The sequence below is a fragment of the Pseudomonas sp. BGI-2 genome, assembly GCF_004310295.1.
Lineage (GTDB): Bacteria > Pseudomonadota > Gammaproteobacteria > Pseudomonadales > Pseudomonadaceae > Aquipseudomonas.
The window spans coordinates 1-21,474 of sequence record NZ_SISB01000028.1 but is presented as its reverse complement, the minus strand read 5'-3'; the positions used below and the strand labels follow the sequence as shown (position 1 = coordinate 21,474).

Annotated in this window: 23 protein-coding genes; 5 read left to right on the top strand and 18 right to left on the bottom strand. The window is 58.7% G+C overall.

Annotated features, from left to right (window positions below; translation table 11 throughout):
- Nucleotides 1-9: 9 nt before the first annotated feature.
- From EYC95_RS19070 to EYC95_RS19050, 5 genes are read right to left on the bottom strand one after another with little or no spacing between them, the layout of a single operon-like run.
- Nucleotides 10-3,117: a pilus assembly protein gene (locus EYC95_RS19070; protein WP_131061745.1), complete on the bottom strand. Its 3,108-nt coding sequence runs from the start codon at nucleotides 3,115-3,117 to the stop codon at nucleotides 10-12.
- On the bottom strand, nucleotides 3,104-3,580 hold the full coding sequence (locus tag EYC95_RS19065; RefSeq protein WP_131061744.1) for a PilX N-terminal domain-containing pilus assembly protein: 477 nt from the start codon (nucleotides 3,578-3,580) through the stop codon (nucleotides 3,104-3,106). The genes EYC95_RS19070 and EYC95_RS19065 overlap by 14 nt, the downstream gene beginning before the upstream one ends.
- Complete coding sequence (locus EYC95_RS19060; RefSeq protein WP_131061743.1) at nucleotides 3,577-4,290, bottom strand: PilW family protein; 714 nt, start codon at nucleotides 4,288-4,290, stop codon at nucleotides 3,577-3,579. Before EYC95_RS19060 ends, EYC95_RS19065 begins: the two co-directional genes overlap by 4 nt.
- Nucleotides 4,287-4,736: a type IV pilus modification protein PilV gene (gene pilV, locus EYC95_RS19055; protein WP_131061742.1), complete on the bottom strand. Its 450-nt coding sequence runs from the start codon at nucleotides 4,734-4,736 to the stop codon at nucleotides 4,287-4,289. The genes EYC95_RS19060 and pilV overlap by 4 nt, the downstream gene beginning before the upstream one ends.
- Nucleotides 4,733-5,206 (bottom strand): GspH/FimT family pseudopilin, encoded by a 474-nt coding sequence (locus tag EYC95_RS19050; protein ID WP_131061741.1) that lies wholly within the window; start codon nucleotides 5,204-5,206, stop codon nucleotides 4,733-4,735. Before EYC95_RS19050 ends, pilV begins: the two co-directional genes overlap by 4 nt.
- Nucleotides 5,207-5,337: 131 nt before the next feature.
- Between EYC95_RS19050 and EYC95_RS19045 the strand changes: the two genes are divergently transcribed.
- Nucleotides 5,338-5,895 (top strand): GspH/FimT family protein, encoded by a 558-nt coding sequence (locus EYC95_RS19045; protein WP_131061799.1) that lies wholly within the window; start codon nucleotides 5,338-5,340, stop codon nucleotides 5,893-5,895.
- Here the strand turns inward: EYC95_RS19045 and ispH are convergent.
- The 6 genes from ispH to murJ form a co-directional block, all read right to left on the bottom strand.
- The gene (gene ispH, locus EYC95_RS19040; RefSeq protein WP_109634961.1) at nucleotides 5,864-6,811 is read right to left on the bottom strand and encodes a 4-hydroxy-3-methylbut-2-enyl diphosphate reductase; all 948 of its coding nucleotides are present in this window, start codon (nucleotides 6,809-6,811) and stop codon (nucleotides 5,864-5,866) included. The genes EYC95_RS19045 and ispH overlap by 32 nt on opposite strands.
- Nucleotides 6,812-6,951: 140 nt before the next feature.
- A complete protein-coding gene (fkpB, locus tag EYC95_RS19035) occupies nucleotides 6,952-7,389 on the bottom strand; it encodes an FKBP-type peptidyl-prolyl cis-trans isomerase (RefSeq protein WP_178083844.1) in 438 nt (145 codons plus the stop codon).
- A gap of 7 nt (nucleotides 7,390-7,396) precedes the next feature.
- The gene (lspA, locus tag EYC95_RS19030) at nucleotides 7,397-7,909 is read right to left on the bottom strand and encodes a signal peptidase II (protein WP_131061739.1); all 513 of its coding nucleotides are present in this window, start codon (nucleotides 7,907-7,909) and stop codon (nucleotides 7,397-7,399) included.
- The gene (gene ileS, locus EYC95_RS19025) at nucleotides 7,902-10,733 is read right to left on the bottom strand and encodes an isoleucine--tRNA ligase (protein ID WP_131061738.1); all 2,832 of its coding nucleotides are present in this window, start codon (nucleotides 10,731-10,733) and stop codon (nucleotides 7,902-7,904) included. Before ileS ends, lspA begins: the two co-directional genes overlap by 8 nt.
- Entirely contained in the window at nucleotides 10,734-11,684 is a 951-nt protein-coding gene (gene ribF / locus EYC95_RS19020; RefSeq protein ID WP_131061737.1) for a bifunctional riboflavin kinase/FAD synthetase, read from the bottom strand.
- A gap of 129 nt (nucleotides 11,685-11,813) precedes the next feature.
- Entirely contained in the window at nucleotides 11,814-13,352 is a 1,539-nt protein-coding gene (gene murJ / locus EYC95_RS19015) for a murein biosynthesis integral membrane protein MurJ (protein WP_131061736.1), read from the bottom strand.
- 252 nt (nucleotides 13,353-13,604) lie between these two features.
- Between murJ and rpsT the strand changes: the two genes are divergently transcribed.
- Nucleotides 13,605-13,883: a 30S ribosomal protein S20 gene (gene rpsT, locus EYC95_RS19005; protein ID WP_008154937.1), complete on the top strand. Its 279-nt coding sequence runs from the start codon at nucleotides 13,605-13,607 to the stop codon at nucleotides 13,881-13,883.
- A 184-nt stretch (nucleotides 13,884-14,067) separates the two neighbouring features.
- Here rpsT and EYC95_RS19000 read toward each other — a convergent pair whose 3' ends face one another.
- The 5 genes from EYC95_RS19000 to rplU form a co-directional block, all read right to left on the bottom strand.
- A complete protein-coding gene (locus EYC95_RS19000) occupies nucleotides 14,068-14,532 on the bottom strand; it encodes a CreA family protein (protein WP_010467533.1) in 465 nt (154 codons plus the stop codon).
- A gap of 12 nt (nucleotides 14,533-14,544) precedes the next feature.
- The gene (proB, locus tag EYC95_RS18995) at nucleotides 14,545-15,663 is read right to left on the bottom strand and encodes a glutamate 5-kinase (protein ID WP_131061798.1); all 1,119 of its coding nucleotides are present in this window, start codon (nucleotides 15,661-15,663) and stop codon (nucleotides 14,545-14,547) included.
- A gap of 137 nt (nucleotides 15,664-15,800) precedes the next feature.
- Nucleotides 15,801-17,024: an Obg family GTPase CgtA gene (gene cgtA, locus EYC95_RS18990; protein ID WP_131061735.1), complete on the bottom strand. Its 1,224-nt coding sequence runs from the start codon at nucleotides 17,022-17,024 to the stop codon at nucleotides 15,801-15,803.
- A gap of 193 nt (nucleotides 17,025-17,217) precedes the next feature.
- Entirely contained in the window at nucleotides 17,218-17,493 is a 276-nt protein-coding gene (gene rpmA, locus EYC95_RS18985; RefSeq protein ID WP_003215862.1) for a 50S ribosomal protein L27, read from the bottom strand.
- Between the two features lie 34 nt (nucleotides 17,494-17,527).
- Nucleotides 17,528-17,842 carry a 50S ribosomal protein L21 gene (gene rplU, locus EYC95_RS18980; RefSeq protein WP_003176051.1) on the bottom strand — a complete coding sequence of 105 codons (315 nt, stop codon included), beginning with the start codon at nucleotides 17,840-17,842 and terminating at the stop codon, nucleotides 17,528-17,530.
- Nucleotides 17,843-18,082: 240 nt separating this feature from the next.
- On the opposite strand from rplU, the gene EYC95_RS18975 reads away from it, so the two are divergent.
- The 3 genes from EYC95_RS18975 to EYC95_RS18965 all read left to right on the top strand — a co-directional run bounded on the left by EYC95_RS18975 (nucleotide 18,083) and on the right by EYC95_RS18965 (nucleotide 20,037).
- On the top strand, nucleotides 18,083-19,051 hold the full coding sequence (locus tag EYC95_RS18975; RefSeq protein WP_131061734.1) for a polyprenyl synthetase family protein: 969 nt from the start codon (nucleotides 18,083-18,085) through the stop codon (nucleotides 19,049-19,051).
- 180 nt (nucleotides 19,052-19,231) lie between these two features.
- Nucleotides 19,232-19,573, top strand: coding sequence for a zinc ribbon domain-containing protein YjdM (locus EYC95_RS18970; protein WP_010467527.1), 342 nt, complete (start codon nucleotides 19,232-19,234; stop codon nucleotides 19,571-19,573).
- Nucleotides 19,574-19,779: 206 nt separating this feature from the next.
- Nucleotides 19,780-20,037, top strand: coding sequence for a hypothetical protein (locus tag EYC95_RS18965; protein ID WP_128874481.1), 258 nt, complete (start codon nucleotides 19,780-19,782; stop codon nucleotides 20,035-20,037).
- Nucleotides 20,038-20,171: 134 nt separating this feature from the next.
- Here EYC95_RS18965 and EYC95_RS18955 read toward each other — a convergent pair whose 3' ends face one another.
- Together EYC95_RS18955 and EYC95_RS18950 are read right to left on the bottom strand one after the other, a co-directional pair.
- Nucleotides 20,172-20,789 (bottom strand): FKBP-type peptidyl-prolyl cis-trans isomerase, encoded by a 618-nt coding sequence (locus EYC95_RS18955; protein WP_131061733.1) that lies wholly within the window; start codon nucleotides 20,787-20,789, stop codon nucleotides 20,172-20,174.
- 121 nt (nucleotides 20,790-20,910) lie between these two features.
- On the bottom strand, nucleotides 20,911-21,222 hold the full coding sequence (locus EYC95_RS18950) for a DUF6482 family protein (protein ID WP_131061732.1): 312 nt from the start codon (nucleotides 21,220-21,222) through the stop codon (nucleotides 20,911-20,913).
- Nucleotides 21,223-21,474 lie beyond the last annotated feature (252 nt).

Sequence of the window (21,474 nt, the reverse complement as noted above, 5' to 3'; positions counted from 1 at the left end):
AACTCTCACTTACTGTATTTGTCGCCACATGATGCGACGGCTGCCGCCGCCGGATTTTTCCACCAGGGTGCTGATGCCGCCACTGGAATCGTTTACGATCTTGCGGCTCGCGCCGTTGACGATGGCGTTCAGGGTCGGGATGCCACCGGTGAAAATCACTCCGCTGGACACCGTGTCAGTGCTGTCGACCGTCCCATCGTTGTTGGTGTCGAGCACCGCGTAGTTGAGCATCTTACCGCTGAACGCATCCAGTTCGACCAGTTTGCCGGTACCGAAGCTGGCACACGGGTCGGTGGTGTCCACACTCGCCGTGGTAAAGACGATCCGCCCCAGCACCAGATTGGCCTGATTGATCACCCGCTCCCCCGTGAGCACGTTGTTGTACACCAGTGGCAAGTACCAGCCCTTCTCCGCCGGATAGGTCACGTCGTTCTGGCTGGTGGTGATGAATTGCCCGGTGCTGCCCGAGAACACACCGGTCACCGCTTGCGCCTGCAAACTGGACACGGTGATCTGACCGGCTCCGCCTTCCGCATCCCACACGGCGTAGAACGCCTGCAAATCCTTGGTGGTCTTGTCGGCAGTCTCGTTGAATTTGCCGGTGCCGAAAAATACTTCCTTGCCGCCCAGTGAATTGTCCGCCAGCAATGGCTGCACGGTAATGGGCTGGGTGGCGCCACCCGCGGTGGTAAACAGCGGCTTGCCGGAAAATGCCACGCCCCAGGTGTCGGGCGCGGTAGCGCTTAAATCGAACTTCCATAACCGCCCTTTCAAGTCGCCACCATAGGCGGCCTGCACCACATTCTGCGAGTTGACCCTGAGCTTCACCGACGACAGGCCATTGGTGGTGTCGGTGCTGTCGACCACGATTTTCTTGATCAACGAGCCGTCACGAATGTCTACCACGTACAACGCAGCCACCCCGGAGTTGCTGCCATAACCGTTGGAAATGAACGCGGCCCATTGACCGTCGGCCAAGCGTGCCACTTCAGGTCGTGCATAGGCATTACCCAGATCATTGAAAACGTTCGCGGTACTGGCCGTGGCCGGCGCGCTGATCTCCCACAGTGCCTTGAACACGTTACCCGCTGACGTATCGAACAACTGCAATGCATAAAAAGTCCTGCCGCCCGCCCCGGTTCCGCCAATGGCCAGGGTTTTCCAGGCACCACTGAACTGGGCGTCGAACACCCCGACCTGACCGTCGACCAGAAACTTGTGGCTCACACCGTTGATGTAGGTCGGGTCGGCGATGTAGCGCAGCGATGGCAACACGCTGGAAGGCATGTAGGCATAACGCCGGACGCCATTGGCCGAGTTGATGACATTCACGAACCCGTCGTTGGCATTCACCACCAGGCTGGGACTCATGGTGGTGGATTTGGTGGTCAGGTAGGTGCTGTAGGTGGTGTCACCCACCAAGTCGGACGCGGTTTTATCCGTGGGCGAAGCCAGTACGAGGGGCGAGTTGATGATGTCGCCAAGCAGCACGCTGCGCACCTTGAGCCCGGTTTTGTTGGTGCCCTTGCTCCACTCCACCAGATCGCTGCCGGTGATGCCGGTGGGCAGGCTTTGGCTGAGTGAGGTCTGCTGCGCCGGGGAGAAACTGGCATACGCCAAAGTGACGGCGGCGTTGGTCAAAGTGTTCCAGGACTGGTAAGTCGGCGCTGTAGCACCGGGAACGATGGTGGTGTCGGTGGTCCACAGCGCTGCGGCGGTGTTCACGATGCCCGCCGATGTGAAGCCAAAGGATTTGATCGTGCCGCGCCAGTCCTTCGGGTCGTAACTGGTCTGGAAGTAACTTGAGTTGCTGGCCAGGGTGGTGCCGCTGGTGACACCGCTACCACCGGAACCGGCCTTCGAGGTGATGTCGCTTAGCGCCGAGGACAGCGCACTGTTGAGTCCAGCGCTATCGGTCGCCTGATAGTACTTGCCCTGTCCGTAGCCGGCCGCATCCGACAACATCTGGTTCGCGGCGGTAAAACCCACGGTGTAGGTGTTCATGTTCTGCTTGGGAAAATCCGCCGCATTCCAGCTTTTTCCGGCCAGATCGTTACCTGTGGAGCGCATGTCGATGTCGAAGGAAAACTTGGCGATATCGTCCAGATACAGCGTGTCGCCTTCGCCATCACCGCTCAGGTTATCGCCATCGTTATTCACACCATCCCAGTTGGGCAAGCGAGTACCGCCCAGGGGATCGGTAGTCGGGAAAGTCCGATCATAGGTCGGTAACCCATCGGTGATCACGACGCCATAGTTTTTCTGACAGCGATACTGAATCGGACTGGTGTAACTGGTTGGCGTCGAGTTGTAGTACGGCGCCATGCCGCGCATGTACCGCGAGATCTCGTAATAGGTTTCCGCCAACGGGGTATTGGCGATTGCACTCAAACCATTGATCGATGAAATCAGGTTGTTGAAGTTGGTTTGCGCCTGACCCTGGGTGATGCTCCCGCCAGCAGATAGATCACTGACAGCGCGAGGGATAAACCCGCCGGGGCCGGAATTATTGCCCGCGGGCGGGTTGAATGTCGCAAGCCCGATACGCAGCTCGCGATTACTGGTGACCAGATTCGTAGAAACATCCTTTGCTACGTTCATGCGGTAATCGTTTGGGATGGCATCGGTGCCCGTGGTGAAATCCCTGTTCGAACCATTGGCCAGGCTCACCAGATAAGACAGATAGTTAGCCGTATAACGCGTATTTTCATTACCCACAGGGTCGGGTAGTTTCAGGCATATCGATGACAATCCCAAAAACCCCCGATAAAAACCGTACCAGTTGCCGTTGTTGGAGCAGTTGCCGCGTTTAAGGCTCGATAAGGCGATATTGTTATCTTCCATGTCCAGGTTCTGTCCGTTCAAACATGAGCCGTCTGAATTGCAGTTCGCAATTTGCGCGCGGCTGACAGTCGGATCGAAATCCGGCGCCCAGATGATGTTGTTCATGCTCCCCGAGTCGTCGATCAGCAGCATGACGTTCGGGGCGACGGCCGCAGCGCTCAACAGCGGAGAGTCCGAGGGCGTGAAGGCGTAGGTCGGAGCCGTCAGGTAAAGCCCCAGTATCACGCCGCAAATCAGCTGCCACACGCCAACACGCCTTTCAGTATTTCGCATAAATACTCTCCACGACGCTGCGTGAGTTGCCCGCGATGCCGACAGCGGTCACCCGGTAAAGCGTCGCCGAGGTGTTGCTCGGCACATTCACGGCATTGACCGTGGTGCCGATGTTCTGCACCCCGTAAAAACCCCTGCCAGAGGCGATCCAGGTCACCCCGGAGGTGGAACTGGCGCCGGCGCCGGCGGCGGTGATCGTCGACGCGTCGGCCGGTGGTGCGCACTGGCTGCAGACCGGCAATGAATAGCTGTCCAGCTGCACCGCGCTTTCTCCCACACGCAAAGCCGCTTCGGCGCCCTGGAACGACTGGTTGCGCAAACTTACGCTGCCGGCCATTTTTTCCTGCAGGGTGGCGTTCTGCATCGATGAAAGGCCGATCAAGGTCAGCAACAGCAGGAACACCAGGCTGACCAGCAGCGCCATGCCCCGCTGGGTGTGAACAGTCAGGGAGGCCTTCCTCATGGCAACCTGTTGCGCAAGGCGGCAACCACGTTGAAGGTTTGATTGCGCACCCGGTTGTTAGGGTCGGTGAGGGTCAGGCTCAGGCGTACGCTGCGAATTCGTGCGGGGTCGGACGGATTAGGGCTGTAACTGGTAGCGGCTACATCGGTGGCGGAGCTGGCGAGGCCGAAGCTCACGCTGAAAGCACTGACGTTATCGACCAGTACGAACTGGGCCGGCGTACCGGCACCGGAGCCCATCATGATTTTGTTATTGCTGAAGCTGTAGATCAGCCGCCGGATTGGAAACGCCAAAAAGCCCGAGGCCGGTACTCGCGCGCCAGTGTAGGCCGTCGCCGTGTTTCTACAGTCGGAAATCACCGTCCAGGCCGGCACCCCGCCACTGCCTCCGACATCGGCGGTTACCAGCGTCAATTTGAGGTTGGCGTTATCCCAACTGACGGGCGTTATCTGGCTGGCGTTGAAATCGCCGGCAGTGCTTGAGTCGGTGATCGTCCCCAGGCAGCCAAACATGCCGACCATACGGATTTCCTGAATCATCTTGCTCAGCACGAATCGAGCATCTTCCTGCATGGCGGCGGCGGTGTTCTGGCTGACGTAGGTGTTCTTGGCGGCGATGAAAATCTGCGCCACGCCCAGCACGACAACCAGGCTCAACGCGAGGGCGATCAACAATTCGATCAGCCCGAAACCGCTGTTGGACCGCCTCATGGCGTTGCCACCGGGTCGACGGCGGCACGGCTGGTCATGACAAAGCTGCGGCGTGAATTGGCGGTATTGGCGGCGCGCGAGTCATCCCAGGTGATGGTGATGGTGTAAACCCGCTGGCTCAGCGTAACGGTGCCGGTGGCCGTCGCGCCGCCGAAATTGACGATGTTGGTGGTGAAATCGTAGAGGTCCTGATCGCGAGCGACGTTCAGATTGCCGGACGTCGGTGGCGTCACGGTGTAGTCAGCGCCGGAGTTGGCGCGGATGCGGTCCATCATGTCGTAGGCGATAAAACTCGCCTGGCTGGTCATCCGCGAGCTGTCCGTGTACTTCAGCGCATTGAGCTGAATCGCCGCCGCCCCCAACAGCCCTACGGTCAGAATCACCAACGCGACCAGGACTTCGATCAGCGTCATGCCCTCCTGTGCATGTTTACTCCGTTCCCTCATCCGCAACTTCCACCCAATAGAATTCGTCCGTTCAAACACACATTCAGCGTCCTGCTTCGCGCCCCCAGCACGTAGCTGATCACCACGGGTGTGGACGGCGCCGATAAACCGCCGAGATTGTTGAAATCGATGGCGGTCACTCCTGAGGTTAGCGTCAGAGTCGCACCGCTGCTCATCGCTGGAACAACCCGCAATACATTGGCCAGATTGCCAGTACCGTCATAAACCGCCAATTCACCGGTCCAGACGCTGCCACCCGCCGTCGGACGAACCCGAGTGGCGACGCCCCGGTCGATGGCCTCAAGTCGTGCGAAATTGAGCCCACGTTGCAGGTCGCCGATTTCGGTGTCGGCCTTGGTGCCTTGCACCGACCGGGTAAACGCAGGCACGGCCAGGGTGATCAGGATCAAAAATACCGCGAGCGAGACCAGCAGCTCGATCAGCGTGAAACCTTTTGTACGATGATCCATCGTTGCCCTCCGTTGCCGTCGGCTATACCTGCTTCTACACGCTAGAACATTCGACCGAGCGGCGTACGGTTGATTTGCCATTACTCGCGCACGGATTGCGCGGGCCGCACCACTCCATGGAGGGAGATGACATGCATCAGCGAGGTTTCAGCCTGATCGAACTGCTCATGGGACTGACAATTGCGGGGATTGTTCTGCTGTTGGTCAGTCCGGCGTTCGCATCACTGACAGAATCGAATCATCGCGAGGAGGCGGCGAAGTCGCTTGCCAGTGGTATTCGCAGTGCCAGAAGCGAGGCACTCGCGCGTAATCAGACCGTCGTCATTCATGGCATCAACGACGACTGGGGTCAGGGCTGGCGAATCATTCTGGATATCAGCGGCAAAGGGCCGGAGGACAGCAGCAATCCGCTGCTTGTTGAACACGCGAGTAGCGCCGGGGTGCCCGTTGTCGGCAATTGGCCGGTCAGGCAATACGTTCGTTTCAGCCGTATCGGCGAACCACAGATGCCTGGCCGGGCCTTTCAAGCGGGGACGCTGCACATTTGCGCAGCCCACGAACCGGTCAGCCAGCTCCAGGTGGTGCTGGCCGCGACCGGTCGCGTCAGCCTGCGCAGCGAGAAGGCTGAGCAGGCGCTGTGCCCGGGAGGGAAAAAAGTTAAAGCAGGGAGCGCACGCGCAACTCTTTAGGCATGGAGAATGTGATGTTCTCCTCGCGACCGGCCAATTCATCGGCTCCGGTAGCACCCCAGGCCTGCAACTGCTGGATCACACCCCGCACCAACACTTCCGGAGCAGAGGCGCCAGCGGTGATACCGATACGCTCGACACCGTCGAACCAGCTCTTTTGCAGGTCTTCGGCGCCGTCGATCAGGTAAGCCGGGGTGGCCATGCGTTCGGCGAGTTCACGTAAGCGGTTGGAGTTGGAGCTGTTCGGGCTGCCGACCACCAGTACCACGTCGCATTCGTCGGCCAGTTGCTTCACGGCGTCCTGACGGTTTTGCGTGGCGTAGCAGATGTCGTCCTTGCGCGGACCACCGATCGCCGGGAAACGTGCACGCAGGGCGTCGATCACGCGGCTGGTGTCGTCCATGGACAGGGTGGTCTGGGTCACGAACGCCAGTTTGTCTGGATTGACCACCTGCAACGAGGCAACGTCTTTCTCGTCTTCAACCAGATAGATCGCGCCACCATTGCTGCCGTCGTACTGGCCCATGGTGCCTTCGACTTCCGGGTGACCGGCGTGGCCAATGAGGATGCATTCACGACCGTCGCGGCTGTAGCGCGCGACTTCGATGTGCACCTTGGTCACCAGCGGGCAGGTCGCGTCGAACACTTTCAGGCCACGGCCAGCGGCTTCGGTACGCACAGCCTGGGAAACGCCGTGGGCACTGAAGATCACGATGACGTCGTCCGGCACCTGATCCAGTTCTTCGACGAAGATCGCCCCGCGAGCACGCAGGTCTTCGACGACGAATTTGTTGTGAACCACTTCGTGGCGCACATAGATCGGCGGCCCGAAGACTTCCAGGGCGCGGTTGACGATTTCGATCGCCCGGTCCACACCGGCGCAGAAGCCACGGGGGTTGGCGAGTTTGATTTGCATGCTGTGCCTCGTGTCTTGCGCGCAAGAAGTTAGAACATTACATCCCTGTAGGAGCGAAGCTTGCTCGCGAAGGCGGTATCTCATTCGACATCAACGTTGAATGTGATGACGCCTTCGCGAGCAAGCTTCGCTCCTACAAGTTAAAGACCCACGACGCTGATGATCTCGACGTCAAAGGTCAATGTCTTGCCGGCCAGCGGGTGGTTGAAGTCGATGGTCACTTGCTCGTCATCGAATTCCTTCACCACGCCAGGCAGCTCAGTATTGGCCGCATCGTTAAAGATCACCAGCAAGCCAGGCGACAGGTCCATGTCCTTGAACTGCGAGCGCGGGATGATCTGTACGTTCTGCGGGTTCGGCTGACCGAACGCGTTTTCCGGTTGAATCGTCAGCGTGCGCTTGTCGCCCGCCTTGAAGCCGAACAGCGCCGCTTCGAAACCTGGCAATAGGTTGCCGTCACCGACCTTGAAGGTCGCCGGGGCTTTGTCGAAGGTGCTGTCGACGGTGTCGCCGTTCTCCAGGCGCAATGCAAAGTGCAAGGTGACTTCCGTGTTCTGGCGGATGCGTTGCTCAGCCAATACCTGTTCAGTCATGAACGGCTTCTCCGGTTTTTTTACTTTTGAACATATCCAGCGCAAGCATCACGGCACCGACAGTAATTGCGCTGTCAGCAAAGTTGAACGCCGGGAAATACCAGCGGTTCTGCCAATGCACCAGGATGAAATCGATCACATGGCCATAGGCAATGCGGTCATACAGATTGCCTAGCGCGCCGCCGAGCACCAGGGCCAGCGCAACGGCCAGCCAGGTTTCATTGCGCCCCAGGCGCTTGAGCCAGACCACCAGCACGGCACTGACCACCACAGCGATCAGGGCAAACAACCAGCGCTGCCAGCCGGAGCTGTCGGCCAGGAAGCTGAACGCCGCGCCGGTGTTGTAGGCCAGGGTCCAGCTGAAGTAATCGGGGATCACCACGATTTGCTGGTACATCTTCAGCGAGCCTTCGAAGTAAAACTTGCTGGCCTGGTCGATGACCAGGACCAGCAAGCTCAACCAGAGCCAGCTCAGCCGTCCGAAACGGCCAGCAGCATTAGGCATAATGACGAACCTCGCCCGCGCCGCTGATGTTGTCGACGCAACGACCGCAGATTTCCGGATGCTCCGGGTTCACACCGACGTCTTCACGGCAGTGCCAGCAACGGGCGCACTTGGCGAAGGCCGACTTGACGATTTTCAGCTTCAGGCCGCTGACTTCGGTCACTACCGCGTCCGCTGGTGCCTGAACAAAAGGCGCAACGCTGGCAGTCGAGGTGATCAGAACGAAGCGCAACTCGTTGCTCAGCTTGGCCAGGTCGGCGCTCAGCGCGTCTTCGGCGAACAGCGTCACTTCGGCTTGTAGGTTGCCACCGACGGCCTTGGCCGCGCGCTGGATTTCCATTTCCTTGTTCACAGCGACCTTCACCGCCATGATCCGCTCCCAGTAGGCGCGGCCCAGTTCGACGTTTTCCGGCAGTTCGGTCAGGCCTTCGTACCAGGTGTTGAGCATCACCGATTCGTTACGCTCACCCGGCAGGTATTCCCACAGTTCGTCGGCGGTGAACGCGAGGATCGGCGCGATCCAGCGCACCAGCGCCTCGGAGATGTGGTACAGCGCGGTTTGCGCCGAACGGCGGGCCTTGCTGTTGGCGCCAGTGGTGTACTGACGGTCCTTGATGATGTCGAGGTAGAAACCGCCCAGCTCCTGCACGCAGAAGTTGTGGATCTTGGAGTAGACGTTCCAGAACCGGTATTCACCGTAGTGCTCTTGCAACTCGCGTTGCAGCAGCAGGGTGCGGTCCACAGCCCAACGGTCCAGCGCGAGCATTTCTTCGGCTGGGAGGATGTCGGTTGCCGGGTTGAAACCGGTCAGGTTGGAGAGCAGGAAGCGCGCGGTGTTACGGATACGCCGGTAGGCGTCCGCACTGCGTTGCAGGATCTGCTCGGAAACAGCCATTTCACCGGAGTAATCGGTGGAAGCGACCCACAGACGCATGATATCGGCGCCCAGGGTGTCATTGACCTTTTGTGGCGCGATCACGTTGCCCAAGGACTTGGACATCTTGCGACCGGACTCGTCGACGGTGAAGCCGTGGGTCAGCAGCTCGCGGTACGGCGCGTGGTTGTCGATGGCGCAACCGGTCAGCAGCGACGAGTGGAACCAGCCACGGTGTTGGTCCGAGCCTTCCAGGTACAGGTCGGCACGCGGGCCGGTCTCGTGGCCCATCGCGTGCGAACCGCGCAGGACATGCCAGTGCGTGGTCCCCGAATCGAACCAGACGTCCAGGGTGTCGCTGATCTTGTCGTACAGCGGCGCTTCGTCACCGAGCAGCTCGGCGGCGTCCATCTTGAACCAGGCTTCGATACCTTCGACTTCGACGCGCTTGGCGACTTCTTCCATCAGTTCGGCGGTACGCGGGTGCAGCTCGCCGCTTTCCTTGTTCAGGAAGAACGGGATCGGCACGCCCCAGTTGCGCTGACGGGAGATGCACCAGTCCGGACGGTTGGCGATCATCGAGTGCAGGCGCGCCTGGCCCCAGGCCGGGACGAACTGAGTTTCTTCGATGGCTTTGAGCGCGCGCTTGCGCAGGGTGTCGCCGCTGACAGGCTCTTTGTCCATGCCGATGAACCACTGCGCGGTGGCGCGGTAGATCAGCGGGGTCTTGTGGCGCCAGCAGTGCATGTAGCTGTGTTCGATGATGGTGGTGTGCAGCAGTGCGCCAACTTCGGTCAGCTTGTCGACGATGGCCGGGTTGGCTTTCCAGATGAACTGGCCGCCGAAGAACTCCAGCGACGTCACGTAAACGCCGTTGCTCTGTACCGGGTTAAGAATGTCGTCGTTGACCATGCCGTATTTCTTGCAGGTCACGAAGTCGTCCACGCCGTAGGCCGGAGCGGAGTGAACCACGCCGGTGCCAGCGCCCAGTTCAACGTAATCGGCCAGGTAAACCGGCGACAGGCGATCGTAGAACGGGTGACGGAAGTTGATCAGCTCCAGCTCTTTACCGGTGGTGGTCGCGATGACCGAACCTTGCAGGCTGTAACGGGCCAGGCACGACTCGACCAGCTCTTCAGCCAGCACCAGCAGTTTGTCGCCGACGTCGACCAGGGCGTAGTTGAATTCCGGGTGAACGTTCAGCGCCTGGTTGGCCGGGATGGTCCACGGGGTGGTGGTCCAGATCACGATCGAAGCCGGCTTGCCCAGCGACGGCAGACCGAAAGCGGCAGCCAGTTTGGCTTCGTCGGCAATCGGGAAGGCCACGTCGATGGTCGAGGACTTTTTGTTCTCGTACTCGACTTCCGCTTCAGCCAGGGCCGAACCGCAGTCAAAGCACCAGTTCACAGGCTTGAGGCCCTTGAACACGAAACCGCTCTTGACGATTTCGGCGAGAGCACGGATTTCACCGGCCTCGTTTTTGAAGTCCATGGTCTTGTAAGGGTTGGCGAAGTCGCCCAACACGCCCAGACGGATGAATTCGGATTTCTGGCCTTCGATCTGCTCGGTGGCGTAGGCACGGCACAGTTCGCGGGTTTTGTCCGCGCCCAGGTTTTTGCCGTGGGTCACTTCGACTTTGTGCTCGATCGGCAGACCGTGGCAGTCCCAGCCCGGAACATAAGGCGCGTCGAAACCCGACAGGGTTTTCGATCGGATGATCATGTCCTTGAGAATCTTGTTCAGCGCATGACCGATGTGAATCGTGCCGTTGGCGTACGGAGGACCGTCGTGAAGTACGAACTTCGGACGATCCTTGCCAATCTCGCGCAACTTACCGTACAGGCCAATGCTGTCCCAGCGCTGCAGAATCTGCGGTTCGCGCTGAGGCAGGCCGGCCTTCATTGGGAAGGCGGTGTCCGGAAGGTTTAGCGTGGCTTTATAGTCGGTCATTTAAGGCTCTTCATTAGCGATTGGCGCTAGGTGCGACAGGGCACGGGCGGAGGCAACATCCGCATTGATCGCCGTCTTAAGCGCCTCCAGAGAGGCGAAACGCTGCTCTTCACGCAGCTTGTGGTGGAAAACCACCGTCAAACGCCGGTCATACAGATCGCCGGCAAAATCTAAAAGGTGTACTTCGAGGTGGGCTTTGCCATCACCTTGTACCGTGGGCCGCACGCCAATGTTGGCGACGCCCGGCCAGGTCTTGCCGTCGATGTCGACGTCGACCAGGTAAACCCCGGTCAGTGGCACGCGACGACGCTTGAGTTGAATGTTGGCGGTTGGCGTACCCAGTTGGCGCGCCAGCTTCTGGCCATGCAGGACCCGCCCGGTGATCTGGAACGGACGCCCGAGCAGCCGCTCGGCCAAGGCAAAATCGGCAGCGGCCAAGGCGTTGCGGACCTGGGTGCTGCTGACACGAATGCCATCCAGCTCGACGGTTTGCGCCGCTTCAACGGTAAAGCCCTGAACGATGCCGGCCTGTTGCAGGAAATCGAAATCCCCTACCCGGTCACAGCCGAACCGGAAGTCATCACCAACCTCCAGGTGCTGGACGCCGAGGCCGTCGACCAGGATGGTATCGACGAACTCACTGGCGCTGAGCTTGCTCAGACGCTGGTTGAAGGCCAGGCACAAGACCCGATCGACACCTTCGTCGGCCAGCAGCTGCAGTTTGTCCCGCAGCCGGGCCAGACGGGCCGGGGCCGTGTCCGGGGCGAAGAATTCTCGCGGCTGCGGCTCGAAAATCACCACGCAGCTGGGCACGCCCAACTCGATAGCGCGCTCACGCAGCCTCGCCAGGATAGCCTGGTGACCACGGTGAACACCGTCAAAGTTGCCAATAGTGGCGACACAGCCCCGATGCTGGGGGCGCAGGTTGTGGAGGCCTCGAACCAGCTGCATAACGCGCTTCTTGCTCATAAAGTGGTCGATTATAACCACACCCGGCGGCCGACGACAGGCAACACCGTAACCCAAAGTAATCGAGCCGACAAAACCGCCGGTTCGCCCATGTTTATCGAAGCCAAAGCCTCAGCTCAACGCCTTGCGATTGAAGTCGCGCAAACGGAAGCCCATCAACAGCAGCATGCCGAAATAAGTGACCACACCGGCAGCGACCAATGCGCCCAGACGCAGGAATCGCTCCAGCATATGCCCCTGATCCCAGGCCGGCATGAAATGCATGCCGGCCAGCAGTACAGCAGACATCACCAACACCGCAATCACAAGCTTCAGGCCGAATTTCGCCCAACCCGGTTGCGGCTGATACATCTGCTGCTTGCGCAGTTGATAGAACAATAGCCCGGCGTTGATGCAGGCACCGACACTGATGGCCAAGGCCAGACCGGCGTGGGCCAGCGGGCCGATCAGCACCAGGTTGAACAATTGGGTAACGATCAGGGTGAAAATCGCGATTTTTACCGGCGTGCGGATGTTTTGTTGCGCATAAAAGCCCGGCGCCAGCACTTTGATCACGATAATCCCGAGCAAACCGACCGAATAAGCGATTAGCGCCCGTTGAGTCATGGAGGCGTCAAACGCGCTGAACTGGCCGTACTGAAACAGTGAAACGGTCAACGGCTCGGCGAGAATCCCCAACGCCAGCGAACACGGCAACACCAGCACGAAGCACAGGCGCAGGCCCCAATCGAGGATGCGCGAGTACTCTTGGCGATCCTTGCTGGCGTAGGTCTTGGCCAAGGTTGGCAGCAGAATCGTGCCCAATGCCACGCCCAGCACCCCGGATGGCAACTCCATCAGGCGGTCGGCGTAATACATCCACGACACAGAGCCGGCGACCAGGAACGAGGCGAAAATGGTGTTGATGATCAGGGAAATCTGGCTTACGGACACGCCGAGAATCGCTGGCAACATCTGCTTCAGGACCCGCCAGACGCCGCTGTCACGCAGGTTAAGTCGTGGCAGCACCAGCATGCCGATCTTTTTCAGGTGCGGCAGCTGATAGAGCAATTGCGCCAGACCACCCACCAGCACCGCCCAGCCCAAGGCCATGACGGGAGGATCGAAGTACGGTGTCAGGAACACCGAAAAGATGATCATGCTGACGTTGAGCAAGGTCGGCACGAAGGCCGGCACCGAAAAGCGGTTGTACGTATTGAGGATCGCACCGGCCAACGAAGACAGGGAGATCAGCAATATATAGGGGAAGGTCACCCGCAACAGGTTCGAGGTCAGCTCAAATTTTTCCGGGGTATCGGTGAAACCCGGCGCTGTCGCCCAGATGACCCACGGCGCGGCGAGCATGCCCAGCGCGGTGACCAGGGCCAGCACCAGCGTCAGCAGGCCGGAAACGTAAGCAATGAAGGTTCGCGTCGCCTCTTCGCCCTTTTGGCTTTTATATTCGGCAAGAATCGGCACGAACGCCTGGGAAAAAGCCCCTTCGGCGAAGATTCGTCGCAACAGATTGGGCAGTTTGAAGGCGATGAAGAAGGCGTCAGTCGCCATCCCGGCGCCAAATGTGCGCGCGATAAGGGTGTCACGAACGAACCCCAGAACCCGGGAAAGCATCGTGATAGAGCTGACGGCGGCCAACGATTTGAGCAGATTCATTGAAAGAGTTTGTGCCTGTCGATAAACAGCAGGCGAACAAAGCGCCTACTTATGCGATACTCCGCGCCGCAGCAGCACAGAGCCAAAGCTCGCGAGTTTACAGGTCAAGCGCCGGAAATAAATATCCCGCCTCTTTATACCTACCACTTAGCGGAACGTCTCAACCGCCCTTGACAAGACATCAACTCATCGGCATGATTCGCGGCCTATTTTGTTTGCTATTTCCTAAAAAGTCTTTCGAGGAGCTCGACGGTGGCCAACACACCTTCCGCCAAAAAACGTGCAAAACAGGCTGAGAAGCGTCGCAGCCACAACGCCAGCCTGCGTTCCATGGTTCGTACCTACATCAAGAATGTAGTTAAGGCCATCGACGCAAAAGACGCTGAAAAAGCTCAAGCAGCTTACGTTCTGGCTGTGCCAGTTATCGACCGTATGGCCGATAAAGGCATCATCCACAAGAACAAGGCAGCTCGTCATAAGAGCCGCCTGAACGGTCACGTCAAGGCTCTGAACCTTGCTGTTGCCGCATAAGCGATAAGCTTGTTAAAAAACCGACCCCAGGGTCGGTTTTTTATTGCCTGTGATTTGGCAGACACACACAAAAAAATGTGGGAGTGAGCCTGCTCGCGATAGCTGTTTAACATTCAACACTAATGTCGACTGTTATACCGCTATCGCGAGCAGGCTCACTCCCACAGTTTTGATCTTTGTTAACTTATTGAGCGTGTGTCCACGGCAAAATCGGAATCGCCGTTACCGCATTCTGCGGGCTGCCTTCGATCAAGCGATCGCTATAGACCAGGTACACCAGCGTATTGCGCTTCTTGTCGAGGAAGCGCACCACCTGCATGGTCTTGAACACCAGCGACGTGCGCTCCTTGAACACCTCGTCACCATCCTTCAGCTCGCCCTTGAAGCTGATCGGACCAACCTGGCGGCATGCGATAGACGCTTCTGCGCGATCTTCCGCCAATCCCAACCCCCCTTTCACACCGCCCGTCTTGGCTCGCGACAGGTAACAAGTCACACCCTCGACCTTCGGGTCATCAAACGCCTCGACGACGATTCGGTCGTTCGGGCCGACGAATTTAAACACCGTCGACACCTGGCCAATCTCTTCGGCCGAGGCCAGCAGCGGCATTGCCAACAGCAGGCCCAACAATCCTTTTGCCACACGCATTCAAATATTCCTTCAGACCAGAATCAGGTTATCGCGGTGAACCAGTTCCGGCTCCGCCATGTAACCCAACAGACCGACAATCGCCTCAGACGACTGACCGATGATTTTTTGTGCTTCCAGCGCGCTGTAGTTGGCCAGGCCCCGGGCGATCTCACGACCGTCCGGCGCCACGCACACCACCATTTCGCCGCGACGGAAGCTGCCCTGGACCAGCTTGACGCCAACCGGCAACAAACTTTTGTTGCCCTGGGACAGCGCCGTCACTGCGCCCGCGTCCAACACCAGCGTGCCACGGGTTTGCAGGTGACCGGCGAGCCATTGCTTGCGCGCCGCCAGCATGCCGCGCTCAGGCGACAACAGGGTGCCGATGCGCTCACCGGCCTTCAGACGATCCAGCACGCGCTCAATGCGCCCGCCGACGATGATGGTATGCGCACCGGAGCGCGCCGCCAGGCGCGCAGCACGCAATTTGGTCTGCATACCGCCACGACCCAATGCGCCACCGGTACCGCCAGCAACAGCATCCAGCGCCGGATCATCCGCGCGCGCTTCGTAAATCAGGTTTGCGTTGGGGTTGTTGCGCGGATCAGCGTCGAACATGCCGTCGCGATCGGTGAGGATCACCAGCAAATCCGCCTCGACCAGGTTGGCCACCAGCGCCGCCAGGGTGTCGTTGTCGCCGAAACGGATCTCGTCGGTGACCACGGTGTCGTTTTCGTTGATCACCGGGATCACTTTCAGCTCGACCAGCGCACGCAAGGTGCTACGGGCGTTCAGGTAGCGCTTGCGATCAGACAAGTCGTCGTGAGTCAGGAGAATCTGCGCGGTATGCCGGCCATGCTCGGCAAAGCTCGACTCCCAGGCCTGCACCAAACCCATTTGACCGATGGCGGCAGCAGCCTGCAGCTCGTGCATCGCACTGGGTCGTACGGTCCAGCCCAAACGGCTCATCCCCGCCGCCACCGCCCCGGAGGACACCAGCACCAGTTCGACGCCAGCTTCATGCAAAGCCACCATCTGCTCGACCCAGACACCCATTGCCGCGCGATCCAGGCCCTTGCCGTCCGCCGTCAGCAAAGCGCTGCCGATCTTCACGACCCAACGCTGCGCACCTGTCACCTTGCTCCGCATCATCTTCAACCTTAGCTTGAGGACAGCGCGACCTGGCACTGCCCGTGACGTTAATCGTGGCTATTACTGACCAACGATCGATTTCCAGATACTAAAACGCCGCTCGATTGAGCGGCGTTCAAGTTTATCGCAACGGATCAGTCACGCACGTAAATGATTTCCGGACCGTCTTCGTCATCCACATCTTCTTCCTCCCAATCATCGTCGCCGATGTCATGGACCGACTTCACGCCGCTGCGACGCAGGGCACGCTGGTCATCCAAGGCCTGCAACTGGGCACGAGCTTCGTCTTCGATGCGCTGATCGAGCTCGGCCAACTCTTCTTTGTAGGCCGGATCGTTAGCCAGACGGTCAGCACGATCCTCCATGTAACGCATGATGTCGTGACACAGACGCTCGGTACCGAGCTTGGAAATGGCCGAGATCACGTAAACCGGACCGGTCCATTCCAGGCGATCAACGATCTCCTTGACGCGAGCGTCATGCTCTTCTTCAAGGATCTGGTCGCACTTGTTCAGCACCAACCAGCGATCACGCTCAGCCAGGGACGGGCTGAACTTGGTCAGCTCGCTGACGATCACTTCAGCGGCATCCGGGGCGCTGGCGTCATCCAACGGCGCCATGTCGACGAGGTGTAGCAGCAAACGGGTACGCGACAAGTGCTTGAGGAAGCGAATCCCCAGGCCCGCGCCATCGGAAGCGCCTTCGATCAGACCCGGAATGTCCGCGACCACGAAGCTCTTCCAACGATCGACGCTGACCACGCCCAGGTTCGGCACCAGCGTGGTGAACGGGTAGTCGGCGACTTTCGGCTTGGCGGCCGATACCGAGCGAATGAAGGTACTTTTACCGGCGTTCGGCAAGCCCAGCAGGCCGACATCAGCCAACACTTTCATTTCCAGTTTCAGGTCACGCGCCTCACCCGGCTTACCCGGAGTGGTCTGACGCGGAGCACGGTTGGTACTGGATTTGAAACGGGTATTACCCAGACCGTGCCAGCCGCCATGTGCAACCAACAGCTTCTGACCGGCCTTGGTCAGGTCGCCGATGATTTCCTGAGTGGCAGAATCGATGACAGTGGTGCCCACCGGAACACGCAGCACCAGCTCTTCACCTTTCTTGCCGGTGCAGTCGGTGCTGCCGCCGTTGGAACCGCGCTCGGCATCGAAGTGCCGGGTGTAACGGTAGTCGACCAGGGTGTTGAGGTTTTCGTCGGCGATCATGTAGACCGAGCCGCCATCACCACCATCACCGCCGTTCGGGCCGCCGTTTTCAATGAATTTCTCGCGACGGAAGCTCATGCAACCGTTGCCGCCGTCGCCGGCCTTTACTCGAATCGATACTTCATCAACAAACTTCATAACAAAACGCCTCTCGTCATACGGACGAGCCGAAAAAATCCAGACATAAGACTCTTGCAAAAATGAGCGCAGCGACCTCAATCAACGACCGAAAATCCAGCGCTGGAGCCCATCACAAACAGCTTTGCAAGAGACTCACCCCACAAACGAAAAAGCCCCGTCGCGAGACAGGGCTTTTCCAGCAACTACGTAATTATGCCGCGACGACTTCAGTCTTCGGGACAATGCTCACGTAACGGCGGTTGAAAGCGCCTTTTACTTCGAACTTGATCACGCCGTCGATTTTAGCGAACAGAGTGTGATCTTTACCCATGCCAACACCGTAACCGGCGTGGAATTGGGTGCCGCGCTGACGCACGATGATGTTGCCCGGAATGATAACCTGGCCGCCATACATCTTCACGCCAAGGCGTTTGGCTTCTGAGTCGCGACCGTTACGGGTACTACCACCAGCTTTTTTGTGTGCCATGAGTCAATTCTCCTAGTGAGGAATTAGGCTGAAATTAAGCCTGAATACCGGTGATTTTGATCTCGGTGTACCACTGGCGGTGGCCCATACGCTTCATGTGGTGCTTACGACGACGGAACTTGATGATGCGGACTTTATCGTGACGACCTTGGGAGATCACTTCAGCCACAACGGTAGCGCCGGCAACAACTGGAGCGCCGATGTTCACGTCATCGCCATTGGCGACCAACAGAACGCGATCAAAAGTAACGGATTCGCCGGTAGCGATTTCCAGTTTTTCGATCTTCAGGTATTCACCTGGGGCGACCTTGTATTGCTTGCCACCAGTAACAATTACTGCGTACGACATGGTATTTCTCCGATAATCCTGCTCACCCAGCTCTTTATAAGAAGAGGTATTGGCTGGCATGGCTGCATAAGGCTGGAAGGCCTGTTTGCAATTGCGTAAGGCAGGTGCTGCCCAGGAAGTTCAGGGTGCGCGATTGTACGCAAGCTGCCGGGGCGATGCAAGAGGCCGTCCATCGTGCCTTGACACCCGCCGACGTGGGTCCTAGCATGCCGCGCAACCCTTCTGGAGCAACTGTCGCTGATGCAACCCCAAGCTTTCTACCGCGCGGTGGCGGACGATTTTAGCGCCGTCGACGGCATCATCAAGAAGCAGCTGACTTCCCGAGTGCCGCTGGTATCGAAAATCGGCGATTACATTACCTCGGCTGGCGGTAAACGCCTGCGTCCTCTACTAGTGTTGCTGTGTGGCAAGGCCCTGGGTCGCGAAGGCGATGACCTGCGTCTGCTGGCCGCAACCATCGAGTTCCTGCACACCGCCACCCTGCTGCACGACGACGTGGTCGACATGTCCGGCATGCGCCGTGGCCGCTCGACTGCCAACGCCATGTGGGGCAACGCTCCGAGCGTGCTGGTGGGCGACTTCCTGTATTCACGCTCCTTCGAGATGATGGTCGAACTGGGCTCCATGCCAGTGATGAAAATTCTTTCGCAAGCCACTCGCATCATCGCCGAAGGCGAAGTGTTGCAGCTGTCGAAGGTTCGTGACGCCAGCACCACCGAAGAAACCTACATGGAAGTCATCCGCGGTAAAACCGCGATGCTCTTCGAAGCCTCGACCCACAGTGCGGCGGCCCTGTGCGAAGCGACGCCGCAACAGGCCGAAGCCCTGCGTACGTTTGGCGATCACCTCGGTGTAGCCTTCCAACTGGTCGACGACCTGCTGGACTACCGTGGCGACGCGGAAACCCTGGGCAAGAACGTCGGTGACGACCTGGCCGAAGGCAAGCCGACCCTGCCCCTGATCTACACCATGCGCGAAGGTACACCGGAGCAGGCTGCACTGGTGCGCAAGGCGATCCAGAAAGGCGGGATCGAAGACCTGGAAAGCATCCGCGAAGCAGTGGAAGCGTCCGGTTCGCTGGATTACACCGCGCAACTGGCCCGTGATTACGTGGCCCGCGCGATCAAATGCCTCGATGCGCTGCCAGCCAGTGAGTATCGCGATGCATTGGTTGAATTGAGTGAATTCGCGGTCGCCCGCACGCATTAACCCGCGGCCCTGTAGGAGCGAAGCTTGCTCGCGAAAGCGGCGTGTCAGGCGATATCGATGTGGACTGACACACCGCATTCGCGGGCAAGCCTCGCTCCTACAAAATCATGTGCCGCCCCTGCCCCGTATAAACCCTATACAATGTGCGACTTTTAGCGATCCTGAATCCAAGGAGCTTTAGTGAGCACGTTGCCACCCTGCCCAAAATGCAATTCCGAATACACCTATGAAGACGGCGCGCAGCTGATCTGCCCTGAGTGCGCCCACGAGTGGTCCGCCAGTGGCGAAGCCGAAGCGGCTTCCGATGACACCGTGAAAAAGGATTCGGTCGGCAACGTCCTGCAGGACGGCGACACCATCACCGTGATCAAGGACCTGAAGGTCAAAGGCACGTCGCTGGTGGTCAAGGTCGGCACCAAGGTCAAGAACATCCGCCTGTGCGATGGCGATCACGACATCGACTGCAAGATCGACGGCATCGGCCCCATGAAGCTCAAATCCGAGTTCGTCAGAAAAGTTTGAATCGGTTGTCTTCCATCCCGCGCCGCGCGTGGGATGGTGCTTCACCCTCCCCCGCGTCGCCCAGCCATCCCTCGCAGTAGCTAAACGCCAGTCGTTTTGACCTTACGCAATCTTTACCCCGAAAAAATCACAAACTGCCAATAGGCCCTTGCTATTTGATGAATAAGAATTATTCTCATTGAAACCCATCAATGGAGATGAGACCCATGACTTATTTGATCGATGCCTGGCTGGACCGCCCACACCCGTACCTCAGAATCCTGCATCGGGAAACCGGGGAAGTCTGTGCGGTGCTTGAAGAAGAAGCCTTGAACGAGCTGCAGGATCAGGGTGATCTGGACGTCAACGGCTTGAGTTCCAGCGAGCCGGTAGTGCTCAAGGAACTGGTGCGCAATCTGTTTCTGTTTTGCTATGCCCGGGCGTTGCGCCCGACAAGCGATCTGAACCACAAGATCGAAATATGAAGATGACGCAAAACCCTGTAGGAGCGAGGCTTGCCCGCGAAGAGGCCATAACATTCAACATCATCGTTGACTGACACACCGCCTTCGCGAGCAAGTCGGATCGCCGCACCGTTCGCTCCTACAAGATCAAGGTCTTACAGAACGTCGAGCAGCTCGACGTCGAATACCAGTACGCTGTGCGGTGGAATGCTGCCAACGCCTTGAGCGCCGTAAGCCAGTTCGCTCGGCACGTACAGACGCCATTTGCTACCGGCGTTCATCAGTTGCAGGGCTTCGGTCCAGCCAGCGATCACGCCGCCGACCGGGAATTCTGCAGGCTGACCACGATCGTAGGAGCTATCGAATACAGTGCCGTCGATCAGGGTGCCGTGGTAGTGAGTACGCACTTGATCTTCACGGGTTGGCTTGGCGCCTTCACCGGAGGTCAGCACTTCGAATTGCAGGCCGGAAGCCAAGGTGGTGATGCCGTCACGCTTGGCGTTTTCAGCCAGGAATGCCAGGCCTTCGCCAGCAGCTGCTTCAGCTTTGGCTGCTGCTTCAGCTTGCATGATTTCGCGGATCACCTTGAAGCTTGCGGACATTTCTTCCTGACCCACACGGCTTTCCTTGCCGGCGAATGCGTCGGTCAGACCCGCCAGGATCGCGTCCAGGTTAACGCCCGGTGGCGGGTTGTCGCGCAGTTGGTCGCCCAGCTGACGGCCAATACCGTAGCTGACGCGGGTTTCGTCGGTGGACAGATTTACTTCGGACATGACACTGCTCCGCTGTGCGGACGGCCCTGGAACTTGCCGTGCGTGCACAGCGCGTTCCGGAGCGCCCGGAACCAAAAGGGCCAGCAGACTAGCACAGATGTCGTTGCGCTGATGAGAGGTGTCAGTGGTGCCAGGCAGAACGGAAGGCAATCGGCACCTTCAGACTTTCTTCTACACCGGAAACCAGCCCGCACATCTCATCATGAACAGAAGTGTGTACAAGGTTAAAAGACAAGGAGGGGAAATCGTGAAGCACTTCACGCGCATGCTCGACCGAGCGCAGGTGAAACATTTCCCCGCGGGCATCACTCAAGGGATACGCCGCGCCATGCATGCGTGCCTCCAGCAGATAGATCCCGCCTTCCATGGAGATCAGGTTCAGCTCATCGATTTTCCCGGCGATGGCATAAGCACGCAACTCAACGAAGTTCATGAAAGGCACCTCATACGGTGTCGAGCCAAGGTACTTACAGGCATATGCCTTGATGCATCAAAGTACAAGCCACAAACGACACCGCCCGTCTGTTTGCCTTTACCGTGTAGGAGCGAGGCTTGCCCTAATGCCAGTCAGTTAAGAAATTGACTTGCCCGCCCAGCAGTAATAGAAACGGGCTTATGTTTTTATGAGCCCGCTTCATGTCCCTACAAAACGCCCTTCAAGAAGTTACCAAACTCAATCCGATCT

What these genes read in the sequence shown, in the direction of transcription:
- ispH (WP_109634961.1), bottom strand. Translation starts at nt 6,811, where the DNA reads ATGCAAATCAAACTCGCCAACCCCCGTGGCTTCTGCGCCGGTGTGGAC.
- EYC95_RS19045 (WP_131061799.1), top strand. Translation starts at nt 5,338, where the DNA reads ATGCATCAGCGAGGTTTCAGCCTGATCGAACTGCTCATGGGACTGACA.
- EYC95_RS18955 (WP_131061733.1), bottom strand. Translation starts at nt 20,789, where the DNA reads ATGTCCGAAGTAAATCTGTCCACCGACGAAACCCGCGTCAGCTACGGT.
- EYC95_RS19060 (WP_131061743.1), bottom strand. Translation starts at nt 4,290, where the DNA reads ATGAGGCGGTCCAACAGCGGTTTCGGGCTGATCGAATTGTTGATCGCC.
- proB (WP_131061798.1), bottom strand. Translation starts at nt 15,663, where the DNA reads ATGCGGAGCAAGGTGACAGGTGCGCAGCGTTGGGTCGTGAAGATCGGC.
- EYC95_RS18950 (WP_131061732.1), bottom strand. Translation starts at nt 21,222, where the DNA reads ATGAACTTCGTTGAGTTGCGTGCTTATGCCATCGCCGGGAAAATCGAT.
- EYC95_RS18975 (WP_131061734.1), top strand. Translation starts at nt 18,083, where the DNA reads ATGCAACCCCAAGCTTTCTACCGCGCGGTGGCGGACGATTTTAGCGCC.
- rpmA (WP_003215862.1), bottom strand. Translation starts at nt 17,493, where the DNA reads ATGGCACACAAAAAAGCTGGTGGTAGTACCCGTAACGGTCGCGACTCA.
- pilV (WP_131061742.1), bottom strand. Translation starts at nt 4,736, where the DNA reads ATGAGGGAACGGAGTAAACATGCACAGGAGGGCATGACGCTGATCGAA.
- ribF (WP_131061737.1), bottom strand. Translation starts at nt 11,684, where the DNA reads ATGCAGCTGGTTCGAGGCCTCCACAACCTGCGCCCCCAGCATCGGGGC.
- EYC95_RS18965 (WP_128874481.1), top strand. Translation starts at nt 19,780, where the DNA reads ATGACTTATTTGATCGATGCCTGGCTGGACCGCCCACACCCGTACCTC.
- EYC95_RS19070 (WP_131061745.1), bottom strand. Translation starts at nt 3,117, where the DNA reads ATGCGAAATACTGAAAGGCGTGTTGGCGTGTGGCAGCTGATTTGCGGC.
- EYC95_RS19000 (WP_010467533.1), bottom strand. Translation starts at nt 14,532, where the DNA reads ATGCGTGTGGCAAAAGGATTGTTGGGCCTGCTGTTGGCAATGCCGCTG.
- EYC95_RS19065 (WP_131061744.1), bottom strand. Translation starts at nt 3,580, where the DNA reads ATGAGGAAGGCCTCCCTGACTGTTCACACCCAGCGGGGCATGGCGCTG.
- ileS (WP_131061738.1), bottom strand. Translation starts at nt 10,733, where the DNA reads ATGACCGACTATAAAGCCACGCTAAACCTTCCGGACACCGCCTTCCCA.
- cgtA (WP_131061735.1), bottom strand. Translation starts at nt 17,024, where the DNA reads ATGAAGTTTGTTGATGAAGTATCGATTCGAGTAAAGGCCGGCGACGGC.
- rplU (WP_003176051.1), bottom strand. Translation starts at nt 17,842, where the DNA reads ATGTCGTACGCAGTAATTGTTACTGGTGGCAAGCAATACAAGGTCGCC.
- murJ (WP_131061736.1), bottom strand. Translation starts at nt 13,352, where the DNA reads ATGAATCTGCTCAAATCGTTGGCCGCCGTCAGCTCTATCACGATGCTT.
- EYC95_RS19050 (WP_131061741.1), bottom strand. Translation starts at nt 5,206, where the DNA reads ATGGATCATCGTACAAAAGGTTTCACGCTGATCGAGCTGCTGGTCTCG.
- lspA (WP_131061739.1), bottom strand. Translation starts at nt 7,909, where the DNA reads ATGCCTAATGCTGCTGGCCGTTTCGGACGGCTGAGCTGGCTCTGGTTG.